Annotated in this window: 24 protein-coding genes; 11 read left to right on the top strand and 13 right to left on the bottom strand. The window is 71.1% G+C overall.

The window, feature by feature from the left end; genetic code table 11:
* Positions 1-9: 9 nt before the first annotated feature.
* Positions 10-1,461 (bottom strand): menaquinone biosynthesis decarboxylase, encoded by a 1,452-nt coding sequence (locus BM076_RS10075; protein ID WP_093713101.1) that lies wholly within the window; start codon positions 1,459-1,461, stop codon positions 10-12.
* A 250-nt stretch (positions 1,462-1,711) separates the two neighbouring features.
* Here BM076_RS10075 and BM076_RS10070 point away from each other — a divergent pair, with 250 nt between their 5' ends.
* Entirely contained in the window at positions 1,712-2,158 is a 447-nt protein-coding gene (locus BM076_RS10070; protein ID WP_093713100.1) for a PLD nuclease N-terminal domain-containing protein, read from the top strand.
* Between the two features lie 13 nt (positions 2,159-2,171).
* On the opposite strand, the gene ccsB is transcribed toward BM076_RS10070, so the two are convergent.
* From ccsB to hemL, 7 genes are all read right to left on the bottom strand, one after another.
* Entirely contained in the window at positions 2,172-3,296 is a 1,125-nt protein-coding gene (gene ccsB, locus BM076_RS10065) for a c-type cytochrome biogenesis protein CcsB (RefSeq protein ID WP_093713099.1), read from the bottom strand.
* Entirely contained in the window at positions 3,293-5,080 is a 1,788-nt protein-coding gene (gene resB, locus BM076_RS10060) for a cytochrome c biogenesis protein ResB (protein WP_093713098.1), read from the bottom strand. Before resB ends, ccsB begins: the two co-directional genes overlap by 4 nt.
* 4 nt (positions 5,081-5,084) lie before the next feature.
* Positions 5,085-5,873, bottom strand: a complete 789-nt coding sequence (locus BM076_RS10055; protein WP_245795937.1) for a cytochrome c biogenesis CcdA family protein — start codon at positions 5,871-5,873, stop codon at positions 5,085-5,087.
* Between the two features lies 1 nt (position 5,874).
* A complete protein-coding gene (locus tag BM076_RS10050) occupies positions 5,875-6,486 on the bottom strand; it encodes a TlpA family protein disulfide reductase (protein ID WP_093713097.1) in 612 nt (203 codons plus the stop codon).
* Between the two features lie 83 nt (positions 6,487-6,569).
* A complete protein-coding gene (locus BM076_RS10045) occupies positions 6,570-7,892 on the bottom strand; it encodes a polysaccharide deacetylase family protein (protein WP_093713096.1) in 1,323 nt (440 codons plus the stop codon).
* Between the two features lie 220 nt (positions 7,893-8,112).
* Positions 8,113-8,742, bottom strand: a complete 630-nt coding sequence (locus BM076_RS10040) for a histidine phosphatase family protein (protein WP_093713095.1) — start codon at positions 8,740-8,742, stop codon at positions 8,113-8,115.
* Complete coding sequence (hemL, locus tag BM076_RS10035; protein ID WP_093713094.1) at positions 8,739-10,046, bottom strand: glutamate-1-semialdehyde 2,1-aminomutase; 1,308 nt, start codon at positions 10,044-10,046, stop codon at positions 8,739-8,741. The genes BM076_RS10040 and hemL overlap by 4 nt, the downstream gene beginning before the upstream one ends.
* A gap of 106 nt (positions 10,047-10,152) precedes the next feature.
* On the opposite strand from hemL, the gene BM076_RS10030 reads away from it, so the two are divergent.
* The 4 genes from BM076_RS10030 (at position 10,153) to BM076_RS10015 (ending at position 13,091) form a co-directional block, all read left to right on the top strand.
* On the top strand, positions 10,153-10,743 hold the full coding sequence (locus BM076_RS10030) for a hypothetical protein (protein WP_245795936.1): 591 nt from the start codon (positions 10,153-10,155) through the stop codon (positions 10,741-10,743).
* Positions 10,744-10,963: 220 nt separating this feature from the next.
* Positions 10,964-11,419: a hypothetical protein gene (locus BM076_RS10025; protein ID WP_245795935.1), complete on the top strand. Its 456-nt coding sequence runs from the start codon at positions 10,964-10,966 to the stop codon at positions 11,417-11,419.
* A gap of 116 nt (positions 11,420-11,535) precedes the next feature.
* Positions 11,536-12,306 carry an SDR family NAD(P)-dependent oxidoreductase gene (locus BM076_RS10020; protein ID WP_093713092.1) on the top strand — a complete coding sequence of 257 codons (771 nt, stop codon included), beginning with the start codon at positions 11,536-11,538 and terminating at the stop codon, positions 12,304-12,306.
* Positions 12,303-13,091 carry a hypothetical protein gene (locus BM076_RS10015; protein WP_093713091.1) on the top strand — a complete coding sequence of 263 codons (789 nt, stop codon included), beginning with the start codon at positions 12,303-12,305 and terminating at the stop codon, positions 13,089-13,091. Before BM076_RS10020 ends, BM076_RS10015 begins: the two co-directional genes overlap by 4 nt.
* Here BM076_RS10015 and BM076_RS10010 read toward each other — a convergent pair.
* The gene (locus BM076_RS10010; RefSeq protein WP_093713090.1) at positions 13,066-14,040 is read right to left on the bottom strand and encodes a DMT family transporter; all 975 of its coding nucleotides are present in this window, start codon (positions 14,038-14,040) and stop codon (positions 13,066-13,068) included. The two genes, BM076_RS10015 and BM076_RS10010, sit on opposite strands and share 26 nt — an antisense overlap.
* Before the next feature lie 40 nt (positions 14,041-14,080).
* Here BM076_RS10010 and BM076_RS10005 point away from each other — a divergent pair, with 40 nt between their 5' ends.
* Positions 14,081-14,632, top strand: a complete 552-nt coding sequence (locus BM076_RS10005; RefSeq protein WP_093713379.1) for a MarR family winged helix-turn-helix transcriptional regulator — start codon at positions 14,081-14,083, stop codon at positions 14,630-14,632.
* Between the two features lie 52 nt (positions 14,633-14,684).
* Here the strand turns inward: BM076_RS10005 and BM076_RS10000 are convergent, their stop codons facing one another.
* Positions 14,685-15,092 (bottom strand): nitroreductase/quinone reductase family protein, encoded by a 408-nt coding sequence (locus BM076_RS10000; protein ID WP_093713089.1) that lies wholly within the window; start codon positions 15,090-15,092, stop codon positions 14,685-14,687.
* Positions 15,093-15,400: 308 nt separating this feature from the next.
* On the opposite strand from BM076_RS10000, the gene BM076_RS09995 reads away from it, so the two are divergent.
* Complete coding sequence (locus tag BM076_RS09995) at positions 15,401-16,195, top strand: SGNH/GDSL hydrolase family protein (protein WP_407640641.1); 795 nt, start codon at positions 15,401-15,403, stop codon at positions 16,193-16,195.
* A 102-nt stretch (positions 16,196-16,297) separates the two neighbouring features.
* On the opposite strand, the gene BM076_RS09990 is transcribed toward BM076_RS09995, so the two are convergent.
* Entirely contained in the window at positions 16,298-16,879 is a 582-nt protein-coding gene (locus BM076_RS09990) for a TetR/AcrR family transcriptional regulator (RefSeq protein WP_093713088.1), read from the bottom strand.
* Between the two features lie 135 nt (positions 16,880-17,014).
* Between BM076_RS09990 and BM076_RS09985 the strand changes: the two genes are divergently transcribed.
* Together BM076_RS09985 and BM076_RS36545 are read left to right on the top strand one after the other, a co-directional pair.
* A complete protein-coding gene (locus BM076_RS09985) occupies positions 17,015-18,061 on the top strand; it encodes an NAD-dependent epimerase/dehydratase family protein (protein ID WP_093713087.1) in 1,047 nt (348 codons plus the stop codon).
* 28 nt (positions 18,062-18,089) lie between these two features.
* Entirely contained in the window at positions 18,090-18,488 is a 399-nt protein-coding gene (locus BM076_RS36545) for a hypothetical protein (protein WP_093713086.1), read from the top strand.
* Here the strand turns inward: BM076_RS36545 and BM076_RS09975 are convergent.
* Both BM076_RS09975 and BM076_RS09970 read right to left on the bottom strand, forming a co-directional pair.
* Positions 18,476-19,246 carry a helix-turn-helix domain-containing protein gene (locus tag BM076_RS09975; RefSeq protein ID WP_143120547.1) on the bottom strand — a complete coding sequence of 257 codons (771 nt, stop codon included), beginning with the start codon at positions 19,244-19,246 and terminating at the stop codon, positions 18,476-18,478. The genes BM076_RS36545 and BM076_RS09975 overlap by 13 nt on opposite strands.
* 188 nt (positions 19,247-19,434) lie before the next feature.
* Positions 19,435-20,628, bottom strand: coding sequence for an RtcB family protein (locus BM076_RS09970; protein WP_093713084.1), 1,194 nt, complete (start codon positions 20,626-20,628; stop codon positions 19,435-19,437).
* A gap of 250 nt (positions 20,629-20,878) precedes the next feature.
* Between BM076_RS09970 and BM076_RS36540 the strand changes: the two genes are divergently transcribed.
* Together BM076_RS36540 and BM076_RS09960 are read left to right on the top strand one after the other, a co-directional pair.
* A complete protein-coding gene (locus tag BM076_RS36540) occupies positions 20,879-21,799 on the top strand; it encodes a hypothetical protein (protein WP_093713083.1) in 921 nt (306 codons plus the stop codon).
* A gap of 48 nt (positions 21,800-21,847) precedes the next feature.
* Positions 21,848-22,576 (top strand): DUF3558 domain-containing protein, encoded by a 729-nt coding sequence (locus tag BM076_RS09960; RefSeq protein ID WP_177246396.1) that lies wholly within the window; start codon positions 21,848-21,850, stop codon positions 22,574-22,576.
* Positions 22,577-22,709 lie beyond the last annotated feature (133 nt).

Raw genomic sequence — 22,709 nt, 5'->3', positions numbered from 1 at the left:
CCTCGCTGCTCACAGGCCGTACTCCTTCCAGCGTTTTGTCACCCGTTCTGACGTCTCCGGGTCGGAGAGCACCATGTCCGGCCAGCCGCCGTCGCGGGTGTAGCCCTCCTCGGGCAGCTTACGGGTCGCGTCGATGCCCGCCTTGCCGCCCCAGAACTGCTGGTACGAGGAGTGGTCGAGGTGGTCGACCGGGCCCTCGACGACGGTCAGGTCGCGGGCGTAGTCGGTGTTGCCGAGTGCCCGCCAGGCGACTTCGTGCAGGTCGTGGACGTCGCAGTCGGCGTCGACGACGATCACCAGCTTGGTGAGGGACATCATGTGCGCGCCCCACACGGCGTGCATCGTCTTCTGCGCGTGCTTGGGGTACTTCTTGTCGATCGAGACGATCGCGCAGTTGTGGAAGCCGCCCGCCTCCGGCAGGTGGTAGTCCACGATGTCCGGCACGATCACCTTGAGCAGCGGCAGGAAGAAGCGTTCGGTGGCGCGGCCCAGCGGCCCGTCCTCGGTCGGCGGCCGGCCGACGACGATGGACTGGAACAGCGGCCGCTTGCGCATCGTGACGCAGTCGACGGTCAGCGCGGGGAAGGGCTCCTGCGGGGTGTAGAAGCCGGTGTGGTCGCCGAAGGGCCCTTCCGGCAGCGTCTTCCCGGGCTCCAGCCAGCCCTCCAGCACCACCTCGGCGTGCGCGGGCACCTGGAGCGGCACGGTCTTGCAGTCGACCAGTTCCACCCGCTTGTTCTGCACGAAGCCCGCGAAGAGGTATTCGTCGATGTCGCCGGGCAGCGGCGCGGTGGAGGCGTACGTGACGGCCGGCGGGCAGCCGAAGGCGATGGCGACCGGGAGGCGTTCGCCGCGCCGCTGGGCGACCTGGTAGTGGTTGCGGCTGTCCTTGTGGATCTGCCAGTGCATGCCGATGGTGTTCCGGTCGTGCCGCTGGAGCCGGTACAGGCCGAGGTTGCGGACGCCGGTCTCCGGGTCCTTGGTGTGGGTCAGGCCGAGGTTGAAGAAGGAACCGCCGTCCTGCGGCCAGGTGAACAGGGCGGGCAGCGCGTCGAGGTCGACGTCGTCCCCGGTGAGCACGACCTCCTGGACGGGACCGTCCTTGACCTTCTTCGGCGGCACGTGCGTCATCCCGGCGAGCTTGCCGAACGCCTCGCGCATCCCGACGAAGCCGTGCGGGAGTTCCGGCTTGAGCAGGCCGCCGATCTTGTCACTGATCTCCGCGTACGAGGACAGGCCGAGGGCCTTGAGCAGCCGCCGGTCGGTGCCGTACACGTTCATCGCCAGCGGGGCGACCGAGCCGCGCACGTTCTCGAAGAGCAGCGCGGGGCCGCCCGCCTTGTTGACCCGGTCGGTGATCTCGCCGACCTCCAGATACGGGTCGACCTCGGCCTTGATCCGCCGGAGGTCGCCGTCCTTCTCCAGGGCCCGCAGGAACGAGCGGAGATCGTCGTAAGCCATGCGCCCCAGTCTCCCATCCCGCCCCGGCCGGTGGCGCGCGCCCTTGGTTGGGGCCTGTCCGGTGGATCATGGGCGGTCCAGGCGGTGTCTGGTGCGTGTGAGCGCAAGGCGCCGGAAGGCCCGCATAGCGGAGCTATATGGGTCTTTTGGCAACGCGGCGGGCGTGCGTGCCAGGCGCCGAAGGGGCCGTTCATGATCCGCCGGACAGGCCCTAGGCTGGGGACTTCGTCATTGCGTCGTGGGGGTCGTTGTGCTGCGGTATCTGCCGTATCTGATGGTGATCGCGCTGTGGATCTACGCCTTCGTGGACTGCCTCGGCACGCCCGAGCGGGAGGTGCGGGGCCTGCCGAAGGTGGCGTGGGTGCTGATCATCCTGTTCTTCGGCGAGGTGCTGATCGGCCCGGTGGCCTGGCTGCTGATCGGGCGGCGGCGCGGCCCGGCGCCGGTGCGCGGCCGGGGCGGCGCGACCCCGGCGGAGTGGCACCGGGAGTACGAGGGCGGGCGCGCGGACCCGGAGAGCGAGGTGCGCGGCTTCCGGGAGCGGCGGCGCGACCGCGAGGTGGCGGAGCCGCGCCCGCGCCGGGTGTGGGTCGCCCCGGACGACAATCCGGAGTTCCTGCGCTCGCTCAGCGAGCTGAACAAGCAGAACAGGAACCGCGAGGACGGCGGTTCCGCGCCGTCCGAGGGCGACCAGTAGCTCCTGTACCGGCTCAGACGCCGGCGTAGGAGTGCTTGCCGGTGACGAAGATGTTCACGCCGTAGTAGTTGAACAGGAAGCAGGCGAAGGCGATCAGCGCCAGGTAGGCGGCCTTGCGGCCCTTCCAGCCGGCGGTGGCGCGCGCGTGCAGGTAGCAGGCGTAGGCGACCCAGGTGATGAACGCCCAGGTCTCCTTGGGGTCCCAGCCCCAGTAGCGGCCCCACGCGGCCTGCGCCCAGATGGCGCCCGCGATGATGGTGAACGTCCACAGCGGGAAGACCAGCGCGTTCATCCGGTACGCGAACTTGTCGAGGCTGGCGGCGGCGGGCAGCCGGGACATGATGTCGGCCCAGCGGCGGTTCTGCTCGCGGTTGGCGGCCAGCGCCGTCTCGTAGCGGTCGCGGAAGAGGTAGAGCATCGTGCCGACGGCGGCGAGGTAGAAGATCGCGCCGGAGATGATCGCGCACGACACGTGGATCCACAGCCAGTACGAGTGCAGTGCGGGCACCAGCTGGTCGCTCGATGTGTAGAGCACCGAGGTGGCCAGGCCCAGGTCGAGCAGGACCGACGTGGTGAGGAACAGCCCGATCCAGCGGACGTTCTTCTTCATCAGGAGCAGCACGAGGTACGCGCCGACGGCAACCATGCCGAAGGTGGTGGAGAACTCGTACATGTTGCCCCACGGCGGGCGCTGCACGGAGATCGCGCGGAAGAGCACACCGCCGAAGTGCAGCAGCCAGGCCAGCACCGTGAAGGCGATCGCGACCCGGCCGTAGAGGTCGCCCTTCTCGTCCTCGCCCGCGGCGCCCGGGCCGTCGGCGATGCCGCGGTCGGAGGCGGAGGCGCGGGTGACGACCTTGGGGACGATCCGGGGGCGGGGCCGTTCCAGGGTGGTGGTGGCGCCGCCGCGCTGGACGACCTTGACCGCGACCGTGCCGGCCTTGCCGCCGTCCTGTTCCTGCGCCTCGCGGGTCTCCGCGGCGAGCGCCGCGGACTGCACGGCGACCTTGCTGCGGCTGCCGAAGACCCACTCCGCGAGGTGCGCGAGGAAGGCGAGCGCGTAGACGAACATCGCCGAGCGGATCAGGTAGTTGCTGTAGTTCGCGAAGTTCTCGTTGACCGCCGCCGCGATGTTCACGCGCGGGCTCCTTCGTCGTCGGTCCGGGTGGCTGTGTCGGACGCCGTCCGGGAGGTTGACTCTACTTCGGCGCCGCCGTCGCCGTTCTCGCCGTTCTCGTCGTTCTCGTCGTCCGGCAGGGCGGGGGCGTCGGGCTGGAGCTGGAGGGCGAGGGCGCCGATCTCGTCGGCGATCCGCACCGACTCGCTGCGGCCGAGGCCGCCGGTCTCGACCACGGTGGTGCCGTCGGCGCCGCGCGAGGCCCGTACCCAGATCCGGCGGCGCTGGATGAACAGCGAGCCCATCAGGCCGAGGATCGCGGCGGCCCCGCTGATCAGCGCGGTCTCGTTGCCCGACTGGTGGGAGATCTGGAAGCTGGCCCAGGTCTTCACCCCGGTGAAGGTGAGGCTGCCCGCGCCGTTCGGCAGGGTGATGGCCTCGCCGGGCTTGAGCGCGACCGCGTTGATGCCCGGGGTCGAGGTCTCCAGCTTGATCTGCTTCATGTGCTTGGTGTCGAGCTGGTAGACGTTCTGCGAGATGCCCGAGTCGATGCCGAGGTCGCCGTGGTAGGCGTTGAGGAACAGCAGCGGGGCGTCCAGGCCGGGGAAGAACGAGCGCGGTCCCGCGCTCGCGTCACCGGTCGGTGTGAAGTAGCCGGTGAAGGCGAGCTGGTCGGGCTTGCCCTTCTTGTCCAGCGCGTCGGGCACCTTGATGGTGCCGGTCGAGGTGATGTTGCTGTCCTGCGGCAGGAACGGCACCGGGCCCTGGAAGGCCACATTGCCCTGCGCGTCCTTGACGGTGACGACCGGCGCGTAGCCGTGGCCGATCAGGTACACCTTCTCGCCGCCGATGCTCAGCGGGTGGTTGGTGTCGATGACGCCCTTGACGGGCTTGCCGTCGGCGCCGTTCCAGTAGTGGATGTTGGCCTTGAACACCCGCGGACTGCCGATGTCGGGGCCGCTCGTCTCGTACTTGGAGTCGAAGCTGTCCAGCGTGAAGCCGAACGGCTTGAGGTCGTCGGCGCCGTAGAGGGTGGACGGCGAGAAGTCGTCGTACTGCGTGAGGTTGTTGGCGAAGCCGTCGCCCTCGACGATCAGCTTGCCGCCCTCGGCCTTGTTGAGCGAGGTGACGGCGAAGGAGATCAGCAGGCCGAACAGGGCGACGTGGAAGAGCAGATTGCCCGCCTCGCGCAGATAGCCCTTCTCGGCGGCGACCGATCCGCCGGGGACGTCGCCGGCCGCGCTCAGCGAGGTACGGAAGCGGCGGCCGCGCAGCGCCTTGTGCGCGGCCTTGAGCACCTGGTCGGGGTCGGCGTCGGTGCGCCAGGTCGAGTACGCGGGCAGCCGGGTCAGATGGCGCGGCGCGGCCGGCGGCCTGGCCCGCAGCTGGCCGACGAACTGCCAGGTGCGCGGCACGATGCAGCCGGCCAGCGACACGAACAGCAGGATGTAGATCGCGGCGAACCACGGCGAGCTGTAGACGTGGAAGAGGCCGAGCCGCTCGTAGAGCGGGCTGATGCCGGGGTGGTGCTTCTTGAAGGTGTCGACCTTGAGCGCGTCGGAGTGCTGCGGGATCAGCGAGCCGGGGATCGCGGCCAGCGACAGCAGGAAGAGCAGGACGAGGGCGACCCGCATCGAGGTGAGCTGCCGCCACATCCAGCGCAGCCAGCCGACGACGCCGAGCGCGGGCACGCTGTTCAGGCTGTCGACGGGCTGGGTGCTCAGCTGGGCGCCGGCCGCGCCGAGTTCCTCGGGGGCGTCGCCGCTCCGGCCCGCATCCCGCTCGCTCTTCTCCGTGATGCTCATGGGTTCAGACCCCTGGATTGAAACCGCTGGACCAGATCTGCATCTGGTAGGTGATGTGGTCCCAGACGCCGGTGACGAGCAGCACGCCGACCGCGACGAGCATGGCGCCGCCGGTCCGCATCACCCACACGTAGTGGCGTTTGACCCACGCGAACGCGCCGAGCGTACGACGGAAAGCTATGGCCGCCACGATGAACGGCACACCGAGTCCGGCGCAGTAGAACGCCATCAGCAGCGCCCCGCGGCCGGCGCTGGCGTCGTTGAAGGCCAGCGCGTTGACGGCGCCGAGGGTGGGGCCGACGCAGGGCGTCCAGCCGAGGCCGAAGAGCACCCCGAGCAGCGGCGCGCCGGCCAGGCCGAGGCCGGGCCGGAAGTGGAAGCGGAATTCGCGCTGGGTGATTCCGCCGACCAGGCCGGTGAAGGCCAGGCCGAGCACGATGGTGAGGGCGCCGAAGATCTTGGTGAGGACCTGCCGGTGCACCAGCAGCTGCGCGCCGAAGTTGCCGAACAGGGCGCCGCCGGAGACGAAGACGGCGCTGAAGCCGAGCACGAACAGCGAGGAGCCCAGCAGCATCCGGCCGCGCTTGGCCTCGCCGAGGTCGGTGCCGGTGACGCCGGTCACGTACGACAGGTAGCCGGGGACCAGCGGCAGCACGCACGGGGAGAAGAAGGAGATCAGTCCGGCGAACATGGCGACGGGTATGGCCGCCAGCAGCGCCCCGGTGAGCACCGTCTGGTTGGGGTCGGCCGCCAGGACGTGCGCGGTCACGGTCGCGGTGGTGCCTGCTTGCACGTCACTTCTCCGCGACGAGCGGGTCGATGATCGAGTTGAGGTCGTCCTCGCTGAGCGGCTTCAGCGCCCGGACGGCCACCTTGCCCTGCCGGTCGATGACCAGCGTCGCGGGCAGCGTCTGCGGATTCAGGCTGCCCTTGGGGAAGCGCAGGATCAGCGAGCCGTAGGGGTCGAAGAAGCTGGGGTAGGGGATGCCGAAGCGCTTGTCGAAGCTCTTGGCGTTGGAGACCTCCAGGTCCCGGGTGTTGATGCCCAGGAACTGCACGCCCTTGTCCTTGTCGGCGTTGGCGACCTTGACCAGGTTGGGCGCCTCGGCGCGGCAGGGGGCGCACCACGAGCCCCAGATGTTGACGACGACGACCTTGCCCTTGTACGCGGCCAGGCTGTCCTTGGCGCCCGTGAGGGTCTTCCCCGAGATGTCGGGGGCGGGCTTGCGGTCGGCGGCCTTGACGACGTTGATCTCGCCGGTGCCGCCGACGAAGTTGGTGTTTCCGGCGCCCGAGGTGCCGGAGGTCGACGAGCAGGCGGCCGTCGTCATCGCGATCGCGGCGGCCCCCGCGAGTACCGCGGCACTGCGGAGGGAGCGGCGTCGGAGGGCGCGCTGAGGACTCATGTGAAAAGTTTCGCATGGGCCCTCGGACGATCTTCCACACCCCCGACGCCAACCCCAAAAACGGCAATTGCCCCAAGTAAGGATCAGGTAGCAGAGGTCGCCGCGCCGACCGGGGCGTTGCTGCTGGTGCTGCTCGTGGCGGGCGCCGCCAGGAACTCGCGCCAGCCGCCGGCCGGCGCCTTGCCGACCTCCAGGGTGCGCAGCTTGGCCAGCACCGCCGGGTCCTGCGCGTCCAGCCAGTCCACGTACTGCCGAAAGGACACCAGCCGGATGTCACCGCCGCCGGCCCGGTCCCGGGTGGCCGCGATGTGCTTGAACGCCTCCTCGACGGCGTCCATGTAGATGCCGCCGTTCCACTGCTCGAAGTGGTTGCCGATGTAGAAGGGCGCCCGGTTGGTGGTGTACGCGCGCTGGAAGCCCGCGATGTACGAGGCGGTGGCCTGCCGGCGCCAGCCCGGGTAGTTCGCCGGGTCGGACTTGGTGGCCGCGTGCGACTGGTTGGCCAGCATGTTGTAGTCCATGGACAGCACCTCGAAGGAGTGCCCGGGGAACGGGATCAGCTGCAGCGGCAGGTCCCACAGGCCGCCGCGCTTGCTGGGCCACACCTGGTTGCCGCCGGGCGAGCTGGCGTCGTAGCGCCAGCCCAGCGCCTTCGCGGTGGGCAGCAGATTGTCCTGGCCGAGCAGGCACGGCGTACGGCCGCCGACCAGCTCCTTCTCGTAGTCGAACGGCAGCGGGTCCTGGTCGTGCCAGCCGGTGCTGGTCTTCCAGCTCTTGACGAACGACTTGGCCTGGTCGATCTCGCTCTTCCAGTCCGTCGGCGTCCAGCGCCCGACGGTGCCGCTGCCGCCGCAGAAGTGGCCGTTGAAGTGGGTGCCGATCTCGTGGCCGTCCAGCCACGCCTGCCGGACGTTGTCCAGCGTCATCCGCACGTGCTGGTCGGTGAGGTAGCCGATGTCGGAGGCGCCCTGCCGGTTGTTCGGCGGGTTGTACTGGAGCTTCTTCGCCTCCGGCAGCAGATACAGCCCGGACAGGAAGAAGGTCATGGACGCGCCGTGGTCCTTGGCGAGCTGGCGGAACCGCGGGAAGAGGCCGTTGCCGACCTCGCCCGCGCCGTCCCACGAGAAGATCACGAACTGCGGCGGCGCCTGGCCAGGCTCCAGCCGCTCCGGCCGCGGCTGGTTCGGCTGCGCACCGGTGTACGCCGTCGATCCGTCACCGATCAGCGTCACCGTCTTCTTGGGGGCCTGTTGCCCGCTGGCGCCGGACTTCTCCCCCGTCTTGCGTGCCGTGGGTGTCGCGCCGTCCACCCCCTTTCCCTTGCTCCCGCAACCGGCGACACCGATGGTGGCGGCCGCCGCTCCGGCGCTGGTGGTCAGAAGGGTCCTGCGGCTCATGGCGCACATCGAAAAACGATCCCGTCTCTAGGCTTCCCCGGCCTGGTGGCTGAGATGGGCAGAAAAGTGGTCACCCACCATGACGTTCACAGGTTCCTCATGGTTACGCCGAAGGTCGCAAAATCTCCGCGAGACCCCTCGGATGGTCCTGTCATCTCACTGGGGCGGGCCATGCGAGGGGCCGGGGAAGCCCTTCGTACGGGGCCGGGGAGGCCCCTTCCGGGCGCGGCTACCTGAGTCGCTCCGGGACCAGGTCGATCGCGGGTTCGCTGTAGCCGACCGAGACGATCTTGTCGCCGTCGTACGTGAAGGAGGTCAGGGAGGCGAGGGTGCACTGGCGGCGGCGGGGGTCGTGCCACAGGCGGCGGCCCTCGGCGTAGCTGCGGGCGATCCAGATGGGGAGCTGGTGGGAGACGCAGACGGCCTCGTGGCCGCGGGCGGCGTCCCGGGCGGCGGCGAGCGCCGCGGTCATCCGGACGACCTGGTCGACGTACGGCTCGCCCCAGCTCGGCCGGAAGGGGTTGGTGAGGTACTTCCAGTTCGCGGGCTTGCGCAGCGCGCCGTCCCCGACGCCGAAGGTCTTGCCGGCGAAGACGTTGGCGGCCTCGATCAGCCGCTCGTCGGTGGCGATCTCCAGGCCGTGCGCGGCGGCGACCGGCGCGGCGGTCTCCTGGGCGCGCTCCAGCGGGGACGCCACGACATGGGTGATGTCGCGGCCGGCGAGGTGCTCCGCGACCCGGTCGGCCATCTTCCGGCCCAGCTCGGACAGGTGGTAGCCGGGGGCGCGCCCGTAGAGGATGCCCTCGGGGTTGTGCACCTCGCCGTGGCGCATCACGTGGACGACGGTCAGCTCGCTCATGCGTGGGCCTCCGCTGCGGCACGGGCGGCGGCGGGCAGCGCGGCGGCGATCCGCTCCACGGCCCGCTCGTCGTGTGCGGTCGACACGAACCAGGACTCGAAGGCCGACGGCGGCAGATAGACGCCCTGCGCCAGCATCGAGTGGAAGAAGCCGGTGAAGCGGAAGGACTCCTGCTTCTTGGCGTCCTCGTAGTCACGGACCTCGGTGTCGGTGAAGAACACCGAGAACATGCTGCCGGCGGCCTGCACCCGGTGCGCGACCCCCTCCTTGTCCAGGGCGGCGCCGACCAGCCCCTGGATCTCCTTCGACACCGCGTCGACCGTGGCGTACGCGGCGTCGTCGAGCAGCCGCAGCTGGGCGAGCCCGGCGGCGGTCGCAATCGGGTTCCCAGACAGCGTGCCCGCCTGGTAGACGGGGCCCGCGGGCGCGAGGCGCCCCATGATGTCGGCCCGGCCGCCGAAGGCCGCGGCCGGGAAGCCGCCGCCCATCACCTTGCCGAAGGTCAGCAGGTCGGGGCGGACCCCGTCGAGCCCGTACCAGCCGGCCCTGCTGACCCGGAAGCCGGTCATCACCTCGTCGGAGACGTAGAGCGCGCCGTCGGCCTCGCACAGCTCCTTCAGTCCGGCGTTGAAGCCGGGCAGCGGGGGGACGACGCCCATGTTGCCGGGCGACGCCTCGGTGATCACGCAGGCGATCTCGCCGGGGTGCGCGGCGAAGGCGGCGCGTACGGCGTCCAGGTCGTTGTACGGCAGCACGATCGTGTCGCCGGCCTGCGCGCCCGTCACCCCGGGGGTGTCCGGCAACCCGAACGTGGCGACCCCGGAACCCGCGGCGGCCAGCAGCGCGTCCACATGACCGTGGTAGCACCCCGCGAACTTGACCACCTTCACCCGGCCGGTGAAGCCGCGCGCGAGCCGGATCGCCGACATCGTCGCCTCGGTGCCGGACGACACCAGCCGCACCTGCTCCGCCGGTTCGACGCGCGCGACGATCTCCTCGCCGAGCGCGACCTCGCCCTCACCGGGCGTGCCGAAGGACGTGCCCCGGGCCACCGCGGCCTGCACGGCGGCGATCACCTCGGGGTGCGCGTGGCCGAGGATCATCGGGCCCCACGAGCAGACGAGGTCGACGTACTCACGGCCGTCGGCGTCGGTGAGATACGGGCCGCTGCCGGACACCATGAACCGGGGCGTGCCGCCCACGGCGCGGAAGGCGCGCACCGGGGAGTTCACGCCGCCTGGTGTCACGGCCGCCGCGCGGTCGAAGAGTTCCTGGGACACTGGTGCTTCGTACGGATAGCTCACAGGCACATGCTCTCAAACGCCGGGCGTTGCGCTCCAACGTCTCGACCCGGCATCTGAGACGATGATCGGGTTGCATGGTTGGGTCTGCGGATGGTCGGGTAGTGGAATGCAGCAGCGCGGTGGCGGAGCGGGCGAAGGACCGGGCGAGCACGAGCCCGAGCATGCCCGTCCCACCGGCAGGCGACGCCGTCCCGCGAACCCGGCCGACCGTGTACCGGAGAACCGTTCAACCGCAGGCGAGGGCAGGAGCAGGGGTGGCCGAGTGGGGGTGACCTACAAGTACTTCGGCGCGCCCGACGGCGCGACCGCGGCACGCGTCCCGATCTCCATGCGCCCCGAGGAACTCGGCGGCGACGAACTCGGCCACGGCATGTACACCAAGGTCAAGCCGGAGACGATGGCCGCGATGGTCCTCACCGGCATCGAGGGCATACCTCCGGCGAAGGTGCCGCCGCTCGAACTCGTCGTGCTGCACCCGGACTACGCGGTGGTGCGCCTGCCGCACTCGGTCGTCGAGCCGCTGCGCACCGCGAACGAGGAATCCCTCGGCGCGGCGGCCTTCATCTGGTCGACGGTCCCGGACCGGCGCGGGCCGCGGGACGCGTTCGTGATCTACAAGATGCTCCACGAATGGCAGGATTTCGCCCGCCGCTGCGAGGAGTCCGGCCACCAGCTCTACTGCCTCGTCTGGCCCTGATCCCACCCCTCGTACTCCCTCCCGCCCCTCCTTTCCGGCCATCCGGTATGCCCGTTTCCGGCCAGCTCGTGACTGGCGGATCACCGCAACGGCTGGATTTCGCCAGTTACCCGGCCCAAAGCCAGTCAGACAGACACGAATTGGCCCCATGACATCTGTCATGCCGGACCCGGGATTTCCGGCTCTGCCGGAGGGGCCGCGTGGCCGCGATGCTCGGGGCATGACTTCTTACGGGGCACTCAGCGCGCACGAGACGATCACCAAGACCGGCACCGAGGGCGGCACCGGCGTCGGCACCGAGGGCGAGTTCAAGGCGGTACCGGTGTGGTTCTTCGCCTTCGAGGGGCTGATGGGGGCCGCCTACGACATTCTCAAGTCGGCGCCCGACGCGTGGATGTTCCTGGCGGCGGCGCTCGTGGTGAACATCGTGCTGGCCCGCACCGTGCTGCGCGGGCGGCTGAAGATGGCCAAGGCGATGCTGAAGGGCCGCAGGACGCGGAAGATCGCGCTCGGTCTGATCGGGCTGCGGATCGGCGTGCACGTGGTGTTCGGGGCGGTCGGGGTGGAGGCGACGACGCCGGCCGCGCACCTCGCGCTCGCACTGCTGATGTCCGCCACGACCGTCTGGCTGCTCGCCTTCGACCAGCGCGTGATGCTGCGGGCGCTCAACGCGTAGGCCGCTTCCATAGCGCCGCTTATGCTGCTCACGGCCGGGGAAAGCCCCGGAGGACGGCACCGTGAACGCACCTGGGCGTACGGGCGCCGCACGACGAGCGTGGAAGGCAGCACGACATGAGCCCCCGTACCGCAGTGGTCACCGGCGCGAGCAGCGGCATCGGGGCCGCCACCGCGCGCAAGCTCGCCGAGGCCGGGTATCACGTCGTGCTCACCGCCCGCCGCGCCGACCGGCTGGAGGAGCTGGCCAAGGAGCTGACGGCGGACGGCCGTTCGGTGTCGGTGTACGGCCTGGACGTCACCGACCGGGCCGCCGTGGACGCCTTCGCGGCCGGCCTGGACGCGTACCCGCCGCTGCATGTGCTGGTGAACAACGCGGGCGGCGCCCTCGGCACCGACCCGGTGGCCAGCGCCGACCCGGCCGACTGGCGCGCGATGTTCGAGGTCAATGTGCTGGGTGTGCTCCATGTCACCCAGGCCCTGCTGCCCGCGCTGACCGCCTCCGGCGACGGCACCGTCGTCGTGCTGTCCTCGACCGCGGGCCTGGCCACGTACGAGGGCGGCGGCGGATACGTGGCCGCCAAGCACGGCGCGCACGTGATCGCCGAGACGCTGCGGCTGGAGCTGAACGGCAAGCCGGTGCGCGTCATCGAGATCGCGCCGGGCATGGTGCGCACCGACGAATTCGCGCTGACCCGCTTCCGCGGCGACGCCGACCGCGCCGCCGCCGTCTACGCGGGCGTCGCCGAGCCGCTGACCGCCGAGGACGTCGCCGACACCGTCGCCTGGGCGGTCACCCGGCCCGCGCACGTCAATGTCGACCTGCTGGTGCTGCGCCCCCGCGCCCAGGCCAGCAACTCCAAGGTGTACCGGGAGGAGCCGCGGTGATATCGGAGCCGGAGCTGACGGGCGGCGCCGGCGAGGACGGCCGGCCGGTCGACCTCGTCGCGGACACCGACGGCGCCGGCTTCGGCGACGGCCCGCGCCCGGCCGCGCGACCCCGCCCGCCCTGGGTGTGGGTGCTCGGCGCGGTCCTGCTCACCTCGGCGGTGTGGGCGGGCGGCACGTACGCGTACGACCGCGGCCACGACGGCCGGCCGGACCTGCACGGCTACCGGCTCGGCCAGAGCCCCTGCGGGGGCGACACGTTCAAGCCGCTGACCGACGCGGTCGGCGCCGAGAACGACCAGCCGGCGCCCGACCTCATGGGTACGGGGTCGCCCGCGACGCAGCACCGCGGGGCCGCGGTGGACCGGATCCGCTGCGACTTCAACACCCGGGCGAACCAGCCGGAGGGCGGCGGCACCACCGCGTACGCCGTCATGGTGAGCGTGGACCTGCACAAGAAGGTCGACCCGCGCACCGAATTCGACGACGACGTGCGGGTGCTGAACGACGGGCTGACCACCGCGGGCGACGTCAACTCCGTGCCCGAGCTGGGCGACAAGGCGTACTTCCTGAGCAGCGGCACCGACAGCATGGAGCTGAAGGTGCTGGACGGCGGCGCGGTGTTCACCCTCGACTTCTCCGCCTACGTCCAGCCCAATGTCTCCGAGGACACCCTCAACGGGCTGGACGGCGGCGACTATCCGCTGGTCGCCGATCTCACGCAGTACCGGCCCGCGATGATCCAGGTGACGCGGAATCTCATGAGCGCCTTGCGGAAGAACTGACCTTTTCCGGCGGGCACTTCACGGACAGGGGCACGACGGCTCCGTCCCGGGACCGTGTCCTCTCCCTGACCCGCGCCTTCTCCCTGACCCGCGCCAGCGCCCGCGCCGTCACCGGCTGCCCGGTCAGCACGCCCGCCAGGACGAGGACCAGCCCGCACCACTGCTGCCCGCCCAGCGTCTCCGACGCCACCAGCGTGCCCAGCAGCACCCCGGTGACCGGGTTGAGCAGGCCGATCAGCCCGACGCCCGCGGCCGTGAGGTGCCGCAGCCCCGTGAACCAGGCCGCGAAGGCGACCGCCGTCGCGATCGTGGTGACGTAGCCGAAGCCGAGCACCGCCCGGCCGTCGAGCGCGGGCGGCGCGCCCTCGACCACGGCGGCGGCCGGCAGCAGGACGAGGGCGCCGGCGATCAACTGCCAGGCGGTGCTGGACAGTACGTCCACGCCGCCGCCCCACCGCTTGGCCAGGATGTAGCCGACCGACGACATCGTCATGGCCGCGACGGAGGCGAGCAGGCCGAGCGGGTCGATGTCCGCCGCGCCGTCCAGCACCATCAGGCAGACGCCGCCGATCCCGGCGCACGCCCCGGCCAGCGGCAGCGCGCGCGGGCGTTCGGCCAGCAGCGGCCAGGCCAGCAGCGTCATCGCCACCGGCGAGGTGGCCATCACGGTGGAGGCGACGCTGGTCGGCAGCAGTTGGGCGGCGACGTAGACGAGGGCGAAGAAGGCGCCCATGTTCAGCGTCCCGAGCACCAGCGACTTCCACCACCAGGCGCCGCGCGGCAGCCGGCGGCGTACCGCGAGCAGCAGCAGACCGGCGGGCAGGGCGCGCAGCACCGCGCCGTACAGGGGGTGGTCGGCGGGCAGCGCGGCGCGCGTGACGTAATACGTCGTGCCCCAGGCGATCGGGGCGACGGCGGTGACGAGGGTCCAGCGGACGTTTGCTTCCACGGAAGCTACTTTACCTTCCAGGGAAGGTATCGTGAAGGGCGTGACCGATTCCGCCGCGGCCTCCGCGCACCCACAGCCAGAACCGCCGCTCGACCATGTCGCCCGGATCCAGCGGGAGTGGGCCCGCGAGCGGCCGGACGTCGACGTACGGCCGCAGGGGGTGATCGGCCGGCTGCACCGCCTCGCGGGCTTCCTCACCGAGGAGCTGTGCGTCGTCTACCGCGAACACGGCCTCGGCGAGGGGGACTTCGACGTCCTCGCCACCCTGCGCCGGGCGGGCGAGCCGTTCGAGCGGGCGCCTTCGGAGCTGGCCGAGCACACCATGGTGACCACCGGCGCGATGACCAAGCGGATCGACCGGCTGGAGCGCGCGGGCCTGGCCACCCGCCGCCCCAGCGAGGCGGACGGGCGGGGGCGCGTGGTCGCGCTCACCGCGCGCGGGCGCGAACTGATCGACCGCGCCTTCACCGCCCACATGGCCAACGAGCGGCGCCTGCTCGGGGCCCTGAGCGAGGACGAGGCCGGGCAGTTGGAGGCGCTGCTGACGAAGTGGCTGGCGGTCGTCGAGCCGCCGGGCGGGCCCGGCGCGTAAAGTTCCGGGCGCGTATGACCCCGGGCGTGTAATCCCGTATCTCCGGGGGGACTTACTCCGGCGGCGCGTCCAGATCGATCCGCATCGTCAGCAGTTCCGTGCCGAAGAGCCGGACGACCTTGCTGTTGCCCTTGGGCAGCCGTTCCAGGCGGGCGATCGGATCGTCGTCGTCCACGAGGGCGGCGGTGCCCGCGTACCAGCGGCCCTTGAGCTGGACGCGCACCCGCGGGTCGGCCTCGATGTTGCGGACGTACTGCGACTGGCGGCCGAATTCGCTGACCCACCAGAAGGTGCCGCCCTCCAGGGTGCCGCCGACCGGGGTGCGGCGCGGCAGTCCGGACCGCCGTCCAGTGGTCTCGACGACGGCGGCGCCCGGGGTGAAACGGGCCGTCCTGCGGGCGACCGGATTGACCAGCCACCGCTGGTACCACAGGACCGCCGGCCTCTTCCGCCCGGTCATACGCGCGCTCCTCACACCTCAACACTCCCCCGTACGGGGCGACCTGACCATGTTTAACGCACCAGTAACGTTGGGGATGATTCCCGCGGTGTTCTTCGCGCGTAGATCTTGGCGACAACAGGACCGCTCACGCTGAAGTCGCCTGATGTCGTCCAGGACCGGTGCCACTGCTCGCCCCCTCGAAGCTTTCACAGCTTCCACAGCTCGCACAGCTTGACATGCACACATCATTACCCCTCGTCATCGCTCGTTACCGATGTGTGCATGCCCCCCCGACTTGCTGAACAGCTCCTGCCGATGGAGGTTCCGTGAACCGCACCAAGACCCTGTCAGCGCTCGCCACGCTGGCCGTGGGCGGCGCCCTCGCCCTCGTGGGCGTCGGCCCCGCCGACGCCGCCGGATCGTCCTACGTCGCCCTCGGCGACTCGTACTCGGCCGGCAACGGCGCCGGGAACTACGACAGTTCGAGCGGCAACTGTCACCGCAGCTTCAGCGCGTACCCCTACCTGTGGAAGAACGCGCACGCGCCGTCCTCCTTCGCCGACACCGCCTGCTCCGGGGCGGTGACCGCGGACGTGCTCAACAACCAGCTCGGCCCGCTGAACTCCGCCACGACCCTGGTCACCATCACCATCGGCGGCAATGACGCGGGCTTCTCCGACGTCATGACGACGTGCGTGACCGGCTCCGACAGCGACTGCGTCAACAAGGTGAACTCCGCGGAGACCTTCGTCCGCAACACGCTGCCCGGCCGGCTGGACTCGGTGTACAACGCGATCCGCGCGAAGGCGCCGTCCGCGCACGTGGTCGTCCTGGGCTACCCGGACATGTACACCCTCAACACCTTCTGCATCGGCATGAGCGCCACCAAGCACAAGAAGATCGACGAGGCCGCCGACGTGCTGGACACCACGACGGCCGCCCGCGCCGCCGCGCACGGCTTCTCCTTCGGCGACGTGCGCAGCACCTTCAAGGGGCACGAGCTGTGCTCCGGCGACGACTACCTGCACTCGCTGGTCATCTCGCCGAGCTGGGAGTCCTACCACCCGACGGCGACCGGCCACTCGGCCGGCTACCTGCCGGTGCTGAACGCGAACGACTGACGGTTCGCCAGGTCTTTCGTCAGGTCTTTCGTCAGGCGGGGCCCGGTCCGTTTCCCACGGGCCGGGCCCCGTTCTCGTCCGTACGGAAGCCACGTACGGAGGCTACGTACGGACGCGCAGGCCGTCCGTAACCAGGTCGAGGATTCGGGCCGCGCGGTCGGCCGCGCCCGGGCCGGGCGGGATCCGCCACAGCACGGAGAGCTGGAGCAGGACGTCCTCGGGGTCGGTGCCCGCCTTGAGGGTGCCCTCGGCCGCGCCCGCGTCGAGCAGCGCGCCGATCGCGCCGAGGAACGGGCCGTAGTGCTCGTCGTCCAGGCCGCCGTTGGTCGCGGCGTGGATGACCTCGGCGACGCCGTACTTGAGCTGCCCGTAGCGGGCGACCTCCTGGAACCAGGCGCGCAGCGCCTCCAGCGGCGGGCGGGTCGCGGCCAGGTCGTGCGCGAGGTCGATGACCTTCTGGATCTCCTGGTGGTACAGCTCCACGATCAGCGCCTCCCGGGTCGGGAAGTGCCGGTAGAGCGTGCCGACACCGACGCCGGCGCGCTTGGCGATCGAGGTGAGGGAGGCGTTGGCCGACTCCGCGAGGGCCTCGCTCGCGGCGGCGAGTACGCGGGCGCGGTTGGTACGGGCGTCCGAGCGGGTCGCCCGCGGGGGTGTCGGGGGCTGCTGCGGGAGGTCGGTCACGGGCGGGTCCGTTCGGTCCGGTTTGCTAAACGGAAGGGCCTCCGGTACGTTCGGAGGTGTAACGGAGGGCCTTCCGTTTAATTCTCGCACATCCCCCGCACCCACTCCCGCACCCACTCCCCTGGAGGTCCCGTCATGCCCGAAACCGTGCTGGTCACCGGAGGCAGCGGCTATATCGGGGGCTGGACCGTCGCCGAACTGCTGAGCCGCGGCTACCGCGTACGCACCACCGTCCGCTCGCGCGCCAAGGAGCGGGCCGTCACCGAGGCGGTGTCCACCGTCGTCGACCCGGCCGGGCGGCTGGACTTCGCCGTCGCCGATCTCACGGCGGACGCCGGATGGGAAGCGGCGGTCGAAGGCGTCGACTACGTGCTGCACGTCGCCGCGCCGCTCGGGGTGACCGGCGGCGCGGGCACCGGCAACAATCCGGACGCGCTGGTCGCGCCCGCCCGCGACGGGGCGCTGCGCGTGCTGCGGGCGGCGACCGCCGCCGGGGTGCGGCGGGTCGTGATGACGTCCGCGGCCAACGCCGCGAGCCCGTCGTCGTACGCGACCGAGGGCGTCACCGACGAGACGCTGTGGACCGACCCCGACGACCCCACCCTCATCCCGTACCGGCGCGCCAAGACGCTCGCCGAGATGGCCGCCTGGGACTTCATGGACACCTACCGCGGCCCGACCGAATTCACCACGGTGCTGCCCGGCGCGGTCTTCGGGCCCGTCCTGACCGCGGACACCGGCGGCTCGGTCGGCATCGTCGCCCGCATGCTCTCCGGCGCCATGCCCGGCGTGCCGCGCATCGGCCTGGAGATCGTCGACGTCCGCGATCTCGTCGACCTCCATCTGCGGGCCATGACCTCACCGGCGGCGGCCGGCGAACGCTTCCTCGGCACCGGGGAGTTCGCCTGGATGGCCGACATGGCGCGCATCCTGCGCGAGGGCCTGGGCGACGCGGGCCGCCGCGTCCCCACCCGGCAGCTCCCCGACATCGCCGTCCGCCTCGCCGCCCGCTTCCGCGACCCCGCCCTCCGCGAGATCACCCCCGCCCTGGGCCGCCGCAACCGCCACACCACGGCGAAGGCCGAATCCCTGCTCGCCTGGCACCGCCGCCCCCTCCCCGAAACCCTCCTCACCTGCGCCACCTCCCTCCTGACCCACCAAGCAACCCCCACACCCCACTGACGCGCCCGCCCGCCCCTAGGCTGACCGGGTGTTCGACCACCTGGAGATCGCCGTCCTCCCGCCCGGCCCGCGCTACCCCCCGCAGGTCCGCCTCTTGGTCAACGGCGAGGACGTCCTCGACCCGGCCGTCGGCCCCGACGGCCGGGGCCCCCTCGCCGCCGACCTCTGGCCCCCGCACGGCCCCGGCCCTCTCGCGGCCACCGACGTCCCCCGCCGCGTGGAACTCGGCGCGCCCGCGTGCACCGGCGGCGGCTGCGGCTTTCTCACCGTCGTCGTCCACCGCATCGACACGGTCGTCCAGTGGTACGACTGGCAGCCCCCGGACCACATGACCCGCCCCCTGGCCTGCGATTTCGACGCAGCCCAGTACGACACCGCCCTCGCCCGGGCAGCGGTCGACCCGTGGTGGCGCGTCTACGAGCGGTAGCCGGAAGCGCCGCGGGAATCCGCCAGCAGCGACCATGCCACTTCCGAGACGTGTCGCGCCTGCGCGGCGGACAGGCGTCGCGCCTCCCACAGCAACTCCGCGGCGTCCACGGCCTCCGGAGAGGGCGGAGCCGGCATCTCGTGCAGAACGACGCCTGCCAGCCCGGCCAGTTCACGGGCGTCGAGCCCCAGGACGGCAGCGAAGTCCGTCACCAAGCGCGGGGACAGCTCCTTGCGGCCGGAGCCGATCACCCCATAGGTGGCCGCCGACAGGCACGTGGGCGTCACGAAGGCAAGCGTCCTTGCCATGCCCATCCAGTTCAGGTTGCGGTACTGGAGCATGCGGACGACCCAAGATCCCGGACCGCCGGTCAGGGGCATGGGGGGCTTCGGAGAGAAGCGGGAACCCCGTTCCTCCTGCGGCATCGATCGGATCAGCCGGAGAAGGTCACTGCGTCCCGCCGCGGGAAGGCCCACCGCGCCCGCCACAATGCTCGCCACCGAGTGCCGGGCGGCGGCGTCCAGCGGCGCCAGGTCCTCCGGAACCGCCACTCCCGCGAGGACGAACAGATCGACGGCGCGGAACGTCAGCGCCGGCGCAAGCCGTCGGAGCAGTCCCTCGCTCGGGGTCCCTCCCGCAAGAACCGCGTCGACCTCACTCGCCGCCACCCCGGCGCGGTCGGCCACTGCCCGCACACCGAACCCTCTTCGCTCCAGCAGCCGCGCCAGCAGGGCGCCGAAACCTGGATGCTCCGTCATGGCCGGAGCCTACCCAGAGGCCCGCGTGCCGCACGGGTCGTACTCCCGCGAAGACCTCGCAGCCGTGCTCGACGGCGCCCCGAGCGGCAGGCCCCGTGGTGGTCCCGTGGTGGTCCCGGGTGCGACAGGCACCCGGGACCACGCGGGGCGGGTAACGCCGCCTGCTCACGGCGCCGCCTTCCTGGGCCTCAGCCCTTGACGCAGACGATCTGCTTCAGCTGCGCCACGACCTCGACCAGGTCGGTCTGCTGGTCGATGACCTGCTTGATCGGCTTGTAGGCGCCCGGGATCTCGTCGACGACGCCGGAGTCCTTGCGGCACTCGACGCCCTTGGTCTGCTCCTCCAGGTCGCGGGTGGAGAAGTGCCGCTTCGCCGCGTTGCGGCTCATGCGGCGGCCGGCGCCGTGGGAGGCGGAGTTGAAGGCCGCGGTGTTGCCGAGGCCGCGGACGATGTAGGACTCGGTGCCCATCGAGCCCGGGATGATGCCGTGGTCGCCGGAGCCCGCGCGGATCGCGCCCTTGCGGGTGACCAGCAGGTCCATGCCGTCGTAGCGCTCCTCGGAGACGTAGTTGTGGTGGCAGGAGATGACCTGGTCGAAGGTCGGCCGGGCCTTCTTGAACTCCTTGCGGACCACGTCCTGGAGGAGGGCCATCATGATGGCCCGGTTGTTCTTGGCGTACTCCTGGGCCCAGAACAGGTCGTTGCGGTACGCGGCCATCTGCGGCGTGTCGGAGATGAAGACCGCGAGGTCGCGGTCGACAAGACCCTGGTTGTGCGGCAGCTTCTGCGCCTCACCGATGTGGAATTCGGCCAGCTCCTTGCCGATGTTGCGCGAGCCGGAGTGCAGCATCAGCCAGACCGCGCCCGCCTCGTCGAGGCAGATCTCCACGAAGTGGTTGCCGCTGCCGAGCGTGCCCATCTGCTTGGCGGCGCGCTCCGCGCGGAAGTGCACCGCCTCCGCGAGCCCGTCGAAACGTCCCCAGAAGTCGTCCCAGCCGGCGGTGGCCATGCCGTGGAAACGGTCCGGCGCCACCGGCGCGTCGTGCATGCCGCGGCCGACCGGAATGGCCTGCTCCACCTTGGAGCGCAGCCGGGACAGATCCCCGGGTAGGTCGTTCGCGGTGAGCGAGGTCTTCACCGCGCTCATGCCGCAGCCGATGTCGACGCCGACCGCCGCCGGGCAGACCGCACCGTGCATGGCGATGACCGAGCCGACCGTCGCGCCCTTGCCGTAGTGCACGTCGGGCATGACGGCCAGGCCCTTGATCCAGGGCAGCGAGGACACATTGCGCAGCTGCTGCATCGCGCCGTCCTCGACCGTGGACGGGTCCGTCCACATCCGGATCGGCACCCGGACACCCGGCACCTCGGTATAAGACATGACAATCCCCCGGAAACAACGACATCAAGGACGCCTCACGCGATAAAACCGCCCCAAGAGATGGTTTCGGTGAAGCTTGCGGTAGACATTGTCTCCACGGCGTGACCGTCCACGCCAAAGGTTTACGCCCGCACGACGGCACGGAACAGACAGTGGAACCGCCCGACAGCAGGCAGAAGTCTGCATCAGTACGACGCAATAAGTACGACGAGCTGCCTGGCGGCGGCGCGCAGATGAGGAGGCCCGGCCCGTGCGGTCCACGCGAAGAGTCCCGGCGAGGCACGGCCGTCCCCTCGCCGTCGGCCCGGCCGCGACCGCGCTGGCGGTGACCGTCGCCGCACTCGGCGCCCTCACCGCCTGCACCGCCGACGGCACCTCGGCCGACTCCGTCACCGACCAGAAGGCCGCCCAGCTCGCGGGCGGCGACAGTTCGAGCACGGTCTCCCCCGCCCCGCCCGGCAAGTACCGCACCCTGCCCTCCCCCTGCACAGCCGTCGACGCCGACCTGCTCAAGCAGCTCGTGCCCGCCGTCCCGGACATCGCCGGCTCGGAGGCGCTGACGTACGACACCAACCGCCGGGTCGGCTGCTCCTGGCGCGGTACGACCACGGCCGGCGCCTCGGACACGCTGCGGATCGACCTCGAACGCGTCGTGTCGTACGACCCGGCCATCAGCGACGAGGCGCAGGCGCAGCAGGACTTCACGCAGAAGGCCGCCGACGCCTCGATCCCGGCGCTGCCGACCTCGTCCGACACCCCGACCACCCCGACCCCCCCGACCACCACGCCGCCCACCGGCGGCACGGGCAGCGGCGGCAGCACCACCCGGGGCACCAACGGCGCGAGCACCGACAGCGGCACCGGCGACCCGAACGGCACCGGGACGGGAACCGGTACGGACGCGGGCTCGGGGAACGGTGGCAGCAGCCCCGACCTCCTCCCCCGCCGCCTGACCGATGTGGGAAACGCCGCATTTATCAATGACGTCGTCGCACCCCACTCCAAGCAGCCCCGCCGCGACGTGACGCTGGTTTTCCGCACCGCGAACGTCCTGGTGACGGTCACCTACGCGGAGTCCGCACCCAGTGGCTCTCTGCCACCGAGCAGCGCTGACCTGCAAAAAGGCGCGCAAGAGGTCGCAGACCAGATCGAGCGGAAAGTCAAGGGCTGACACGCGCGCGGGCGGGGGCGGACAGCGCGGCCCCTTAGGGTGACCCCCATGGAACGACGACACACCGCCCCGCGCCTGGCCTTGCTGCTCGCCTGCGCGGCCGTCCCCGCGTTCGCGATCGCCGGGTGCTCGTCCGGCTCGGGCTCGTCCGACTCGTCCGACGCGAAGGCCCAGTCCTCGGCGTCCTCGGCATCCTCCTCGGCCTCCGGCGGCGCCTCCGCCTCGCCGACCCCGACCGTCGCGCCCGCGAAATTCGCCGCGCTCCCCTCGTCCTGCACCTCGGTGACGAAGGCGACGGTCACGGCGCTGGTGCCGAAGGCGAAGACGCCCGGCGGCACGGCCGTGAAGTCCGACGACCTCCAGGCGCGCAGCGGCTGCTCCTGGACCGGCAACGGCAAGGACGGTTACCAATACCGCTGGCTGTCGGTCACCCTCCAGCGCTTCACCTCCTCCACCGCGCTGGGCTCGGCCGAGGACCAGGCGAAGAAGCGTTACACCGAGCAGGTCGGCACCCTCAACCAGGTGTCCGGCGCCAGCCCGGCGACCCTGACCGGCCTCGGCGACCAGGCCGCGTCGGTCGCCAGCAAGGCCACGATCGCCAAGGTCACGTCCCAGAACGACTCGGTCGTCGTGCGCAGCGGCAATGTCGTGGTGCTGGTGGAGTTCAACGGCGCGGGCCTCGAGGGCAAGAAGAACCCGTCGGCCGACACCGTGCGCAGCGGCGCCGAGCGGGCCGCCAAGGACGCCGTCGCGGCCGTCGCGGCGGCGAACGCGTAACAACTCCACAACTCCCGCCGCTCCCGCCCGGTATTCGCGCGTTTGTACGTCCGCAGTACGCCGGCACGGCGGGTCCCTGTCGCACGCGTATGGCAGTCTGGGGCCCGCCGGGGCCGGACCAGGGCTCCCGGAC

Source organism: Actinacidiphila alni (genome assembly GCF_900112845.1).
In the GTDB taxonomy this organism is placed as follows: Bacteria; Actinomycetota; Actinomycetes; order Streptomycetales; family Streptomycetaceae; genus Actinacidiphila; species Actinacidiphila alni.
This window is presented reverse-complemented; position numbering and strand designations above follow the sequence as displayed.